The organism is Arthrobacter sp. THG-b23, assembly GCF_059091265.1.
On sequence record NZ_JBNHGM010000003.1, the window covers coordinates 201,900 to 215,244 of the forward strand.

11 protein-coding genes are annotated in these 13,345 nt (G+C 67.5%); 8 read left to right on the forward strand and 3 right to left on the reverse strand.

Annotation, left to right across the window (positions count from 1 at the left end):
- Positions 1 to 85: 85 nt before the first annotated feature.
- Positions 86 to 2,479: a putative bifunctional diguanylate cyclase/phosphodiesterase gene (locus tag AC5RVD_RS07805; protein ID WP_494126575.1), complete on the forward strand. Its 2,394-nt coding sequence runs from the start codon at positions 86 to 88 to the stop codon at positions 2,477 to 2,479.
- Between the two features lie 25 nt (positions 2,480 to 2,504).
- On the opposite strand, the gene idi is transcribed toward AC5RVD_RS07805, so the two are convergent.
- A complete protein-coding gene (gene idi, locus AC5RVD_RS07810) occupies positions 2,505 to 3,035 on the reverse strand; it encodes an isopentenyl-diphosphate Delta-isomerase (RefSeq protein WP_494126576.1) in 531 nt (176 codons plus the stop codon).
- A gap of 263 nt (positions 3,036 to 3,298) precedes the next feature.
- On the opposite strand from idi, the gene AC5RVD_RS07815 reads away from it, so the two are divergent.
- On the forward strand, positions 3,299 to 4,486 hold the full coding sequence (locus AC5RVD_RS07815) for a CaiB/BaiF CoA transferase family protein (RefSeq protein ID WP_494111694.1): 1,188 nt from the start codon (positions 3,299 to 3,301) through the stop codon (positions 4,484 to 4,486).
- Between the two features lie 3 nt (positions 4,487 to 4,489).
- Here the strand turns inward: AC5RVD_RS07815 and AC5RVD_RS07820 are convergent, their stop codons facing one another.
- A complete protein-coding gene (locus AC5RVD_RS07820) occupies positions 4,490 to 6,061 on the reverse strand; it encodes a PucR family transcriptional regulator ligand-binding domain-containing protein (RefSeq protein ID WP_494126577.1) in 1,572 nt (523 codons plus the stop codon).
- Between the two features lie 185 nt (positions 6,062 to 6,246).
- Here AC5RVD_RS07820 and AC5RVD_RS07825 point away from each other — a divergent pair, with 185 nt between their 5' ends.
- The gene (locus AC5RVD_RS07825; protein ID WP_494126578.1) at positions 6,247 to 7,407 is read left to right on the forward strand and encodes an acyl-CoA dehydrogenase family protein; all 1,161 of its coding nucleotides are present in this window, start codon (positions 6,247 to 6,249) and stop codon (positions 7,405 to 7,407) included.
- Positions 7,408 to 7,436: 29 nt separating this feature from the next.
- Here the strand turns inward: AC5RVD_RS07825 and AC5RVD_RS07830 are convergent, their stop codons facing one another.
- Positions 7,437 to 8,351: a LysR family transcriptional regulator gene (locus AC5RVD_RS07830; protein WP_494126579.1), complete on the reverse strand. Its 915-nt coding sequence runs from the start codon at positions 8,349 to 8,351 to the stop codon at positions 7,437 to 7,439.
- Between the two features lie 107 nt (positions 8,352 to 8,458).
- Here AC5RVD_RS07830 and AC5RVD_RS07835 point away from each other — a divergent pair, with 107 nt between their 5' ends.
- From AC5RVD_RS07835 to AC5RVD_RS07855, 5 genes are all read left to right on the forward strand, one after another.
- Positions 8,459 to 9,847 (forward strand): cytochrome P450, encoded by a 1,389-nt coding sequence (locus tag AC5RVD_RS07835; RefSeq protein WP_494126580.1) that lies wholly within the window; start codon positions 8,459 to 8,461, stop codon positions 9,845 to 9,847.
- Positions 9,848 to 9,859: 12 nt separating this feature from the next.
- On the forward strand, positions 9,860 to 10,186 hold the full coding sequence (locus tag AC5RVD_RS07840; protein ID WP_494126581.1) for a 2Fe-2S iron-sulfur cluster-binding protein: 327 nt from the start codon (positions 9,860 to 9,862) through the stop codon (positions 10,184 to 10,186).
- Between the two features lie 130 nt (positions 10,187 to 10,316).
- Positions 10,317 to 10,724 (forward strand): ArsR/SmtB family transcription factor, encoded by a 408-nt coding sequence (locus AC5RVD_RS07845; RefSeq protein WP_494126582.1) that lies wholly within the window; start codon positions 10,317 to 10,319, stop codon positions 10,722 to 10,724.
- Positions 10,721 to 11,632, forward strand: a complete 912-nt coding sequence (locus AC5RVD_RS07850; RefSeq protein WP_494126583.1) for a cation diffusion facilitator family transporter — start codon at positions 10,721 to 10,723, stop codon at positions 11,630 to 11,632. Before AC5RVD_RS07845 ends, AC5RVD_RS07850 begins: the two co-directional genes overlap by 4 nt.
- A 209-nt stretch (positions 11,633 to 11,841) precedes the next feature.
- The gene (locus AC5RVD_RS07855) at positions 11,842 to 13,302 is read left to right on the forward strand and encodes an aminotransferase class III-fold pyridoxal phosphate-dependent enzyme (protein WP_494126584.1); all 1,461 of its coding nucleotides are present in this window, start codon (positions 11,842 to 11,844) and stop codon (positions 13,300 to 13,302) included.
- Positions 13,303 to 13,345 lie beyond the last annotated feature (43 nt).

Below are 13,345 nucleotides of genomic sequence, written 5' to 3' on the forward strand. Positions count from 1 at the left end.
CGAGTCGGCCGGTCCACCACCGGCTGCACCGGCTGCGCGTGCTGCGCGGTTACGATTGTTGAAACGTTAACATCAGACGGCAGAAGTGGGGAACGGGCATGCCGGCAGCATCATGACGGCCACCAAGGCGGCGGCCGCCTTGGCGTGGGCTGCCATCGCCGGCATTTCGGCCGCCGGGCTGCTGGTGTTGGGCCAGGTCATCGCGGCTGCAATCGTCGATCCGCCACAGTTCGACCTGGTGGCCGTCCTCTCCGTGCTGATGCTGGTGCTGGCCTGGCACCTGCGCGTGGATACGCCGCTCATGCGGCGCCAGACGACCGCCTCGATGACCGCCGCTGTGATCGTCTGCAACGATCTCACCGCCCCGCTGCACGAAACGGTGGCGGTGGTGGGAGTCGGACTGCTGGCCACCCGCGTGGTTTTCCGGCGCTTCCGCTGGGGAGAGGTGTACTGGTTCATCAGCCGGCTGCTCGCCTCTGCCGTGCTGGTAGCGGTGTTCCAATCCCTTTACGCTGCCGGTTTTGCGTGGCCGGTCGCCCTGCTGGCTGGCTGGCTGGCCTTCTTCCTGACGGCGATTGCCGTCGAGGGTGCCTTCGCCACCACGGCCACACGGAGCAGCACCTTCCGCAACGGCATCGGATGGCCGCCGGCACTGTGCACGTTGGCCATCAACCTGCTCCTGTGCCTGGCCGCCCAGTACGCCGCCCTGCGGTTCAGCCACGACGGCGTCCAGTCGTTGCTCCTGGTCTTCGCGTCCGTGCTGGCGCTGGCGGTCACCGGCTGGCTGCGCAACCGCGAGCTGCGCCGCCGCCTCACAGGCCTGGTCGACGCCTCGCTCAAGCTGCCATGGAGACCGGACGGGCTCGACAGGACCCTCCTCGCCGCCGCCAGCGCCTCGGTGCGCGCGGACCGCGTGTCCCTGCGTCCGGAAGCGCCGAAAGAAAGGGAAATCGGTGTCCGGATGCGTCGCTGGGACCACGGCGACAACTACCTGGTGGCCTCGCGAAACGGCGGCGCACAGTTCACCGAAGAAGACGAGCAGGTGCTGGACGCGCTGGCACACGTCGGCAGCATCATGGTCCGGCACGATGAGCTGGTGCACGAACTGCGGCTGCAGGCGGACACCGATGCCCTGACCGGGCTGGGCAACCGCCGCACCCTCTGGCATCGACTGGCCGAAATCAATGCCGGCCGCCGCCCCGGCGAGGCCATCGCCATCGTCTATCTGGACCTCGACGAATTCAAGGCCGTCAATGACAGGCACGGCCACGACGTCGGCGACCTGCTGCTGACCGCCACCGCGCAGCGGATCCGCTCGGAAATCCGCGAGGACGACGTGGCCGCTCGCATCGGTGGCGACGAATTCGTCGTCGTGCTCCGAGATGTCACCAGCGAAGCCGACGCCCGCGCCGCCGCCGACCGCATTGCCGCTGCGATCGCGCGCCCGCTCACCGCCCGCGGCAACACGCTGCGGGTGCGGGCCAGCACCGGAGTGGCGTACTCCGACCGCCCGGCATCCAACATCGAGGAGCTGCTTCGCAACGCCGATTCCGGCATGTACGGCTCCAAGCGGCTGCAGCAGCGGCTGCGCGACGCACAGCGCGACGGCTCCGAGGCCGAAGCCTGCCTGGCCGTGGCGGTTGAGCGCGGCATCCGCCGGCACCTGCTGCGTGTGGCGCTGCAGCCTATCGTTTCCCTGGACCTGGATGCGATCGTCGGGTTCGAGGCCCTGGCCCGCTACGAGGACGACGAACTCGGTAATATCCCGGCGGACCGGCTAATCACCGAAGCGAACCGGCTGGGACTGCTCGACGAGCTGACCATCCAGGTGATCGACGGTGCGGCGGCGGCGATGGCCCGAATCAGCGCAGTCACCAGTGTCCGCTCCATCTCCGTCAACGTGGAGCTGAGCCAGCTCGCCGCCGGCTCCCCCGTCGTGGACCGGCTGAGGCGGATGCGCGCCGAAGGGCCGGAGCTGAACATCATCGTGGAGCTGACCGAAAACTCGTTGGACAAGATGTCCGAGCAGTCCCGGGCAACCCTCGTGCAGTTCCGCAGCGAGGGCTTCAGGATCGCTGTGGACGACTTCGGCTCCGGTTACTCATCCATGAACTCGCTGACCGAGTTCCCCTTCGACATCGTCAAGGTGGACCGCTCGCTGGTCAGCGCCGGCGAGGGCCGTGCCCGGAACGACGACGAAACCGCCCGGAACATCGTGGTCAGCCATTTGATCGCCATGTTCACCGCGCTGAAGGCGGACGTGGTGATCGAGGGCATCGAGACCGCAGAGACCGTGGAGTGGCTGGCCGGTTGCCCGGATTTGAACGCCCAGGGCTTCTACTTCGGCCGGCCGATGTGGCCGGAGGAGGTCATCGCCCGGCTGGTGACCTCCGGCACGGCGGCGCTGCCGACCTCTGCCCAGCGCGATGCCCGCCGACCCCTGGCCCAGCAGACGCCCGAACATTCGTCTGCCACCTGAGGCCTCGGATCCGTCTCTGCGAGTGCTAGGCCAGGCGGTCCAAGGCTTGGAGCTGCAGCACGATCCACGGACTGAAGGCCCACGGCGCGGCAGTCGCGGCGGTCCGCAGGTCGGAGGGGCGCACCCAGCGGTACTCGGCCACCTCGTCATCGCGCGGCGACAGTTCGCCGGTGGCCAGCGCAGTGTAGACGGGGCAAAACTCGTTCTCCACGATGCCGGAGGCGTCCACCGCGCGGTAACGGAAGTCCGGCAGCACCAGCCTCAGGTCTTCCAGCCCAAGCCCCAGCTCGTAGCGCACCCGTCGCTGCACCGCGTCGGCCATCTCCTCCCCCGGGGCCGGATGGCCGCACGCGGAGTTGGTCCAGACACCCGGCCAGGTCAGCTTGTTCAGGGCGCGCCTGGTCACCAGCACGCGGCCCTCGGCGTCGGAAATATGGCAGGAGAACGCCAGGTGCAGCGGAGTCTCGCCGGTGTGGATGTCGGACTTGTCGGCAACGCCGGCGGGCTTCAGATTCTCGTCCAGCAGCACTACCTGCTCGGGTGATTCTGCCGTCATGTCGGTCCGAACCCGGGCAGCTGCCGTTGCCAGGAGCGCGCCCAGCGGTCAGTCGTGTTCATACCAGCCATTGTATGGGCGGGCGGGAGAGGACCGTTTGGTCTGTGGCCCAAGAGGCGGACCCCTTCCAGGTGTCGAAGCTGACAACCAGCAGCCTCCCCTTGGACGAAACGACCAACCCCATTGGCCGAGACATCCGATCCCGCGCCGGCCACCCTGCCGTAGACTCGACGCCACTTAGTGCTTGTTCGAAAGGACGGATCGTGCCCGACTCCCCCACCGCCGCTGCCCCGGCTGCAGGACAAAGACCCTTGGAGGGTTTGCTGGTGGCGGACTTCTCCCGGGTGCTCGCCGGCCCGCTGGCCACCATGACGTTGGCCGACCTGGGTGCACGGGTCATCAAAGTGGAGCGCCCGGGCACGGGGGACGACACCCGCAGCTGGGGTCCGCCGTATTCCCCGACCGGGGCCACCTACTTCGAGAGCGTGAACCGCAACAAGGAGTCGGTCTGCCTGGACCTGGCTGATCCCGGCGACCGGCGGTTGGCCCGGAAGCTGGCGCTGGCTGCCGACGTCGTCGTGGAGAATTTCAAGCCCGGCGGGATGGACAGGCTAGGTCTTGGGTATGCGGAGCTATCGGCCGGGAATCCGGGCCTGGTCTACGCGTCGATCTCCGGTTTTGGTTCAGCCGAAGGTGCGTCCCTGCCCGGCTACGACTTTATCGTGCAGGCGGTCGGCGGCCTGATGAGCATCACCGGCGAGGCGGACGGCTCACCCTACAAGGCGGGTGTCGCCCTGGTGGACGTGCTGACCGCGAAGGACGCCACCATCGGGATCCTCGCCGCGCTCAGCGCGCGCGCCGCCACCGGCCGGGGCAGCCGGCTCGAGGTCAACCTGCTGTCCAGCCTGCAGGGCGCCCTGGCCAACCAGGCCCAGGCCTATCTGGGAGCAGGCAAGGTCCCCGGGCGGATGGGCAACGAGCACCCGTCCATCGTTCCCTATCAGCTGCTGGAATGCTCCGATGGCCCGCTGGCCGTCGCCTGCGGCAACGACGGGCAGTTCCGCCAGCTGGCCACCGTCCTGGGAGAGCCGCAGCTTGCGGACGACGAACGTTTCGCCACCAACAGCGCCAGGGTGCAGCACCGCCGGGAGCTCATCCCGCTGCTGGAACAGGCCCTCTCCGCCGCCTCCGCCTCCGTGTGGCAAGGCAAGCTCACCGGCGTCGGAGTTCCCGCCGGCCCCGTGGCCGGCATCGACGAGGGCATCAGGTATGCCGAATCACTGGGGCTGGCCCCGACCATCGAAGTCCGGGATGCCGCCGGGGAGCCCGCCGGCCGCCAGGTCCGCCACCCGATCTCCTGGAGCCCGGCGTTCGAACCGCGCACCGCTGCCCCGCCCGCACTCGGTGAACACACCGCACCCGTGCTGGAGTGGCTGCGCAGCCTGGACTGAACGTCAGAGTCCGCGCCGGCGGAGGGCAAGCCACAGGTGCGCGGCGACGTCCGGGTCGTCACAGCTGACCCCAAGCAGCCGCTCGGCCACCGCCATGCGATGGCGCAGCGAATTCCGGTGGACGTTGAGTTGGCGGGCGGTATCCTCCCAGTGGCCCCGGTGGCGCAGGTAGGCGGCCACGGTCTCCAGCAGCTCGGCGCGGCGGTACCCCGCCAGCGCCTCGACCCACGCGTCGGCGCGGGCCTCATCGTCGGCCGCCAGTTCCACGAGCTTGCCCGCAGGCGCCGCGACCGCGGCACGGTGCACCGCCGACATCGCCGCCGCCACGTCTTCCAAGGCGAAGGATTCCGTCCAGGCAGCACCGGTCTCCGCGCCACCCGGGGCAACTGCTGACGCTGACGCAACCTCGGCCCGCGCGTCGACTCCCGTCCAAGCCAGCAGTTCCGCGTCGGCTTCCCCGTCTGCCTGCCGGTCTGCCGCTCCCTGTTCCGCGAGCCCGGCATCCAGCAGGAAGTAGGCCATCCCGTCGTCGCTAAAGCGCAGTGCACAACTGGCCAGGGCCCTCGCCGGCGAGCCGCCGCCGTCGGCCGGTCGGAGCCGAGACACCGCGCCGGCGAGCGCGGTGAGGGAATCCGCCGTCCCCATCCGGGCGGCCAGCACACGGACCCGTTCCGGCAGCGGTCCGAGGTTTCCGTCGGCGGCTACCAGCCGTGCTGCCTCCACCTGGCCGCGGGCAATCAGCTTGGCGACGACGGAGCCCAGCACCGTCGTCGTTCCCAGCAGCTCCTCGCGCTGCTGGGCCTTCAGAGCCAGCAGGACGCAGACCGTCGTGATGATCTGCCGATCGGCCTTGGTCAGGGTCCGGCCCGGGCCGATGGCCAGGAAGCCGTCGATCCGCCGTCCGACGAGGATCGGATACTCGACGACGGGAGCGCCGTGCAGCCAGAAGGTAGCGGCGGAATGGGTGCCGGCATCGTTGAGTCGTGTGGTTTCCAGTTTGAGGTGCGGCAGCAACGGCAGCGCACTGGCCGGCCAGACGGTGGCCTCCGTCCCGTCGTCCGCGGGCAGGTAGGCCGCCCAGCCACCCAGCGCCTGGGCCAGCCCCTGTACGACCGATGGCAGGGCATCCGGACGCATCGTCGCGCGGGCCAAAGCTGTCTGCGTTCCCAGGTTCGCTATCAGGTCTGCCTGATCGCTCCGCGAGGCCAATTCCCAGAACATCCGCGAGACGTCCAGGAACGGGACGCCGTCGGGGACCACCAACAGCTCCACGCCCTCGGCCGAGCAGGCCCGGATTAGCTCCGGCGGCACGCTGTCCAGCCCTTCCCCCAGCCCCAGGCCAAGGGCAGCGACCCCTTTGGCCGCCAGGCGCCGCACGTACCCGTCCACGGCAGCGGCACTTCCGCTCAGCGGGATGCCGGTGGTCAGCAGCAGCTCGCCGCCCTCCAGGTAGGCACCCGGGTCTGCCAGCTCGGACACATGGACACCGGAGAGCTGGATCCCAGGCACCGGTCCGGGAACCGCCGGCCGGAGCGAATCTCCGAGTTCACGGCTGAGCTGGGCGAGGGAAACCATGGATTGATTATCCAATACGGCCTGAAGTCTTGGGCAGAATATCCGATGCCCCTATGCCGGGGGCGCGTTAGCGTTGCCGTATGACCGATGTGCCCGCCTCCCCGACGGCGCAACGGGCTCGAGCCTGACCCCTGCAGCCATCCCAACCTCAATACCCTCCCCGCATCTCGGCAGAAGGAAAACCCATGTCTTTGGATCATGACCTGATTTCGTTCGAATCCCTGCTCACCGAGGAGGAACGGCAACTGCAGAAGAACGTCCGCTCCTTTGTGGACAGCGCGGTCAAACCGAACATCGCCGGCTGGTACGAAAATGCGGTGTTCCCGCTGGAGATCGTGCCCGAGCTGGCCAAGCTCGGCCTGCTCGGCATGCACCTGGATGGGTACGGCTGCGCCGGCCGCTCCGCCGTTGAATACGGGCTCGCCGGCGCCGAGCTTGAGGCCGGCGATTCCGGCCTGCGCACCTTCGTCTCCGTGCAGGGCTCGCTGGCCATGAGCGCGATCCACAAGCACGGCTCCGAGGAACAGAAACAAGAGTGGCTGCCGCAGATGGCCGCCGGCGAGGCGATCGGCTGCTTCGGCCTGACCGAACCCAGCGCCGGCTCCGACCCGGCCAGCATGAAGACTTTCGCCCGCCGCGACGGGGACGACTGGGTGCTCAACGGTTCCAAGCGCTGGATCGGCCTCGCCTCGGTCGCCAAGGTTGCCGTGATCTGGGCGCAGACCGACGACGGCGTCCGCGGCTTCGTGGTGCCGACCGATACCGCCGGTTTCAAGGCCACCCCGATCGAAGCCAAGCTCTCCATGCGCGCCTCCATCCAGTGCGACATCGAACTCACCGACGTCCGTCTGCCCGCCGGAGCGCTGCTGCCGAAGGCCAAGGGGCTGCGCGGCCCGTTCGAGTGCCTGAACGAAGCCCGCTACGGCATCATCTGGGGCGCCATGGGAGCCGCCCGCGATGCCTGGCAGGCCGCGGTCGACTATTCCAAGGAGCGGATGCAGTTCGACAAGCCGCTGGCCGGCTATCAGCTCACCCAGGAAAAGCTGGTCAACATGGCACTCGAGATCAACAAGGGCTTCCTGCTCGCCCTGCACCTGGGCCGGCTCAAGGACGCCGGACAGCTGGCCCCGCACCAGATCTCCGTCGGCAAGCTCAACAACTGCCGCGAAGCCATCGAAATCGCCCGCGAATGCCGCACCATCCTCGGCGGCAACGGCATCACCCTGGACTACTCGCCGCTGCGCCACGCCAACAACCTCGAATCCGTGCGCACCTACGAAGGCACCGACGAGGTCCACACCCTGATCCTCGGCCAGAAGATCACCGGCATCCCCGCCTTCCGCTGACACGCAAAAGGTGCGCCGGCGGCCTCCGCTCAGACGGTTTCGACCCCGTGCAGCACCTCGGAGGCGTAATCCATCACGGCACGTGCCCGTGCGCTCAGGGCCACGCCGTCGGGCCAAACGGCCACCACCGAGGTCCCGCCGGCCCGGGGCACCAGAGGCCTCGAGACGATCGGCAAACCTTCGGTGGTGACCGGAATCTGGTTCGGCCGTGACATCAGCAGGCTGTAGCCGAGGCCGCGTCCCACCAACGCCCTGACCAGATCGATTTGCGGCACTTGGGCCGCCAGCGTCGGCGTGAGGCCCCGTTCGCTGAACATCAGCTGCGTATAACCACTGCTGGGCACCGATTCGAGCATGATCAGCGGCTCCGGAGCAAGTTCGGCCAGATCCAGTTCGGCCTTGCCGGCCAGCGGGTGGGACTGGGCCACAACGGCCATCACCTCCGTGCGATAAATGGTCTTTCGTTGCAATCCCGCGGGCAGGCCTATGTCATAGACGATGGCAGCGTCCAAGGCACCGGTCGTCAGCGACGGCAACAGGTCGCCGTGATCGCCCACCGTAATGCCGATCTCCACTCCCGGATGCTGCTTCCCGAAGCCCTCTAGCACCGAGGGCAGTACGTTGCTGGCCAGTCCGATATAGCAGCCGAGCGCGACCGGTCCCCGCAACTGTCCGTCGACTCCGGCCAGTTCGCTGACCAGCCCATCGGTTTCCTTCAGGATGCTCCGGGCCCGGCCGGCGAGGTACTGCCCCGCGGGCGTGAGCCACATGCCCTTTGCCTTCCGGCGCACGCAAAGCTGCTCGCCCACCGCTGCCTCCAGTTCGCTCAACGCGTGCGAGAGCGCCGACTCCGAAATATGCAGGGCGGCCGCCGCGGAGCTCAGCGTCGGATGATCGGGCAGTGCCGCAAAGAGTTCCAGCTGGCGCAGGGTGAACTTGGGCAAGACGTTATTCCTAAGTGATAGAAGAAGTTGCGCTGATATCCGCAGTTTACTAGCAGATAGCCGCCGGGTGACACTGGACACATCCACTTAGTTCGAAGGAGCAAGCCATGACTACCGGCGTCGGACAGTGCCCGTTCGGGTTTGGCACCAGCACATCGGAAGGGATCCGGCCCTCTCCCGTTGCCGTTGCAGCAACACCGAGTGCTCCCGCCGCATCTTCCGTTCCCGCCCCCTTTTCCGTCCCCGCCGCAGCACCCGTTGCCGCGACACCGGCCGCCCCCGGAGCCGTCCGCGCAGAGACGTCGGCTCCTGAAAGCCGGGCCTGCGCCTCGGCGGACTGGGTGCGGCCGGCGGACCTGATGGCGGATCCCTACCCCACGTACCGCCGCCTCCGGGAGGAGGCACCTGTTGCGTGGGTGCCGTCGCTCAACCGGTTCCTGGTGACGAGCTACGCGGGATGCCATGCGGTGGAGATGGACCAGGAGATTTTTAGCGCCAACGTCAGCGGCGCCACCATGAACCGCGCCCTCGGCGGCCAGCCGATGCTGCGCAAAGACGATCCTGAACATGCCGCCGACAGGGCCGCGATCAATCCGGTGCTGCGCCCCAGGAACATCAAGGATGCGTGGGCGCCGGTCTTCGAACGCAACGCCCGCCTGTTCCTAGACCAGGTAGAGGATGCCGGCCCCGACCGCGCCGACCTCAACCGGGACTACGCGGCGCCGGTCGCCTCGAAAAACCTGATCGACCTGCTCGGCCTCAAGGACGTGGTGGTTGACCAGATGCGCCGCTGGTCGCACGATTTCATCGCCGGAGCCGGGAACGTCCTCGACGACCAGAGCATCTGGGACCGGTGCGATGCTTCGCGAGCCGAACTGGATGGAATCCTCGACGAGCTCATCCCGTTTTACCAGCGGCATCCCGACGCCTCAATGACGTCCGCGCTGGCCAACAGCGGACTGCCGTTCGACAACGTCGCCGCCAACGTCAAGCTCACGATCTCCGGCGGCATGAACGAGCCGCAGCACATGGTGACCAACATGGTGTGGGCGCTGAGCCGGCATCCCGAGCAGCGCCAGGCCGTACTGCAGGATTCATCGCTATGGCCTGCCGTCTTCGACGAAGCCGTCCGGTGGCTCTCCCCCATCGGCATGTACCCGCGCCAGACCACCCGGGACACCACCCTGTGCGGCGTCGAGCTGCCCGCCGGCGCCGGCATCGGCGTCGTCGTGGCCTCCGCCAACCGCGACACGGCGCATTTCGGTCCCAGCGCCGCAGACTTCGACATTTTCCGGCCGAAGACCTCCCACCTGGCTTTCGGCAGCGGGGTTCACCTGTGTGCCGGACACTGGGCCGCGAAGTCCGCCATCGGACAACTCGCCGTTCCCCTGGCCTATGAGCGCTTCCCCGGCCTTCGCACCGACGAAAGCCGCGCCGAGACCTGGGACGGCTGGGTGTTCCGCGGCCTGACCAGCCTCCCCGTCACCTGGAACTAGGAAAGAAGGACCATGGCAAAGATCAGCTTCCACCACTCCGACGGCAACGTTGACGTGCTCGACGTCGACCCCGGCACCTCACTGATGCGCGCCGCCGTCACCAACGGCGTCGACGGCATCGTCGGCGAATGCGGCGGCCAGGCCATGTGCGCCACCTGCCACGTCTACGTCCGCCCCGAATACCTGGACGGCCTGCCCGAAATCGGCGACGACGAAGACGAAATGCTCGACTGCACCGTCGGCCCCCGCGACGAAACGCGCAGCCGGCTCGGCTGCCAGATCACCGTCGGCGACGGCCTCGAACAGATCGAAGTCGATATCCCCGACGACCAGATCTAAGGCAGCACAGAACGATGGCGGTGTTCGGCACGCGCACGGGACCGCCCGTGCGCGTGCCGACCCGTCATGGCGCCCGGAGTGCGGTGGGGCTGCGGTAGGGAAACCCGATTTTCACCGATATCATCGCCATATGACGATGCAACGGGAACGGACTGTGGGCCGCACCGGTGACTTGGCTCCGGCTGCCGCTTTGTTCCACAGCCTCTCGGACCCTACCCGGCTAGCAATCCTGCAGCACCTGACCACGGGCGAGCACAAGGTACGGGAGCTGACGGAGCACCTCGGCCTTGCCCAGTCCACGGTCAGCGCCCACTTGGCCTGCCTGAGCGACTGCGGCCTGGTCACCTCACGCCCGGTGGGGCGGGCGTCGATGTACTCGCTGACCACCGAACCCGAGCTGCTCGCCGCCCTGGCGTCAGCCGAACAATTGTTGAAGGCCACCGGCTACGCCGTCGAACTGTGCCCGACCGTCACCGGCAGCCGGGCTGCAGCGGAGGCGCTGCCGGATGCGGCGCCCTCATCCGAGGCGTCGGCGTGAGCGGACACCACCACCATGCCGGGCCGACGCACCGCGGCCGGCTGGCCATCGCCTTCGCCATCACCGCCTCCATCCTGGTCGCCATGGTGCTCGGCGCCTTCGTGACCGGCAGCCTTGCACTGCTGGTGGACGCCGGGCACATGCTCACCGATGCCGGCGGGCTGCTGATCGCCCTGGTCGCCGCTTCGCTCATGGTCCGGCCGCACACCCCGCGCCGAACCTGGGGATACCTCCGGATGGAAGTCCTGGCCGCGGGAGCCCAAGCCGCGGTCCTGCTCGCGGTCGGAATTTTTGCGCTGGTCGAAGGTGTCCAGCGGCTGTTCCACCCGCCCGAAGTCAGTTCGGGTGGCCTGCTGGTCTTCGGCATCATCGGCCTGCTGGGGAACATCGCCTCCATGCTGGTGCTCAGCGCCGGCCGGAACGCGAACCTTAACTTGCGGGCGGCTTTCCTTGAGGTGGTCAATGACGCCCTCGGCTCCGTCGCCGTCATCGCCAGCGCCGTCGTCATCGCCACCACCGGCTGGACTCAGGCTGACGCCTTGGCCGCGATGCTGATCGCCATCCTGATCGTCCCGCGCACGATCAAGATCCTCCGCGAGGCGGGCAGCATCCTGCTGGAAACCGTGCCGAAGGGCCTGGATCTCGAGGACGTCCGCCAGCACATCCTGGAAGTGCCGCACGTGCTGTCCGTCCACGACCTGCACGCCTCGCGGATCTCCTCCAACATCCCGGTGCTCAGCGCCCACGTGGTAATCGAGGATTCGTGCTTTGTGGACGGGCATGCACCGCAGGTTTTGGATCAACTGCAGCAATGCGTGGCCGAACACTTCGAGCTGAGCGTGGAACACTCCACTTTCCAACTCGAACCAGCCGGACACCTTGAGCATGAGCACCCGTCCCACGACTAAGTGGTGGCAGAATAGGTCGCTTCAAGCTCGGGAGATCGCCTGCAGCACAGCTGCATCCCTGAGAGCGGGTGGGCAACGGCTGGCCGCACCGGACAAGATGCGTCATGGAGCTGAGTCAGCTAAACGTTAGTCCGATTGTCCAACAATGAGGTTCGACTACACCAAACCATCCAATGACCGACGCACCCCAACCCGCATAGCGTTGTCCCATGATCGACGCACGCACCTCCCCCGCGGGCAGCCCCCGGCCGTCGCTCCCACAGTCCCGGTACCTAGCCACGGCCGTTCCCGGTCCTCGGTCGCAGGCCCTTTACCAGCGGCGCCTGGAGCACTTCAGCAACGGCCTAGGCATCCCCCTTCCGGTGTTCATCGAGCGGGCCGACGGTGGCATTTTGGAGGATGTGGACGGCAACCGTCTGATCGACTTCGCTTCCGGAATCGTTATGTGTAGCAGCGGGGCCGAGCACCCGCTCGTCCACCACCTTGCGGCCGACCAGCTCGAGAAAACCCTAGACTCTCACCTAAGGGGTGCAGAGGGCGCATCCCAAACTCGAGTGACTCAGTGGCTCAACGAGCACACCCCGGGTAACTTCGAGAAGCGTACGGTGCTCTTGTCGACCGAAGCCCAGGCGGTGGAGAAAGCGGTGAAGCTCGCCCGTTCCGTTACTGGCCGCGGCAAGGTATTGGTTTTCGACGAGGCATACCACGGCCTCTCCCTGCTGGCACCGGCGATGACGGCAAAGGAGAACCCCTACCGGCGGAACCTACTCTCGTTGTCCGCCGACGTGGTCTGCGCGGCATCGGCCATTCCCAGGCATTCCGCCATGGCAAACAGCGCTGCCGGCGCTCCCGCCCCGGCGGAGGTCACGGCCGCAGCACTAGCTTCGGTGCAGGCCACCCTGGGCGAGCATGGCCCGGACACGTTCGCCGCCATGGTGATCGAACCCGTCCAGACCGAAGGGGCTTTTGCCGTGCCTGCATTAGGCTTCCTCTCGGGGCTACGCCGCATAGCCGACCGGTACGGCATCGTTCTGGTAATCGACGAACTCCAGGTCGGCATGGGCCGCAGCGGAGCCCTATTCGCCAGTGAGCACGAAGGGGTCGCCGGTGACATCGTGCTCAGTGCCCTGTGGCTGACGGACGGGAGCCCGCTCCACGCGCTTACCGGCCGGGCCGAGCTGATGAATGCTGTCCAGGCCGATGGGCTCGGAAGCGTGGGTGCAGGGAACCCACTCGACTATGAGGCCGCGTTGGCAGTATTCGAGGCGTTCGAGGAGGGCAGCCTGTTGGCCAACGCCCGCGCCATCGAAGCCGCCGCACGGCAGGTGCTAGCACCGTTGGTCGCCAAAACAGACGTGTTGGCCGACTTCCGCGGCCGCGGTGCCTCGCTGGCCCTCGAGTTCGCGGATCGCAGCACCTTGGCACCGCGCCCCGACTTGGCCAAGGAAATCTCCGCCCGCTGTTACGCGCAGGGCTTGCTCACAAAGACCTGCGGCACTCGAGGCGACGTCATCCGGCTGCTGCCACCGCTGGTGATCGGCCCTGATCTGTTCGACGACGGTCTTCAGGTCTTGCGCCAAGCCATCGTGAACGTCGCCGCCGGCCGGCTCCGCAGCGAAGACCGGCGCTCTGGCACTCCGCTGAGGCATCGGCGCCGTCCGCCAAAATAATTACCGACAACTAGGGTCGGCTCCGATAACCAAGCCCCATACC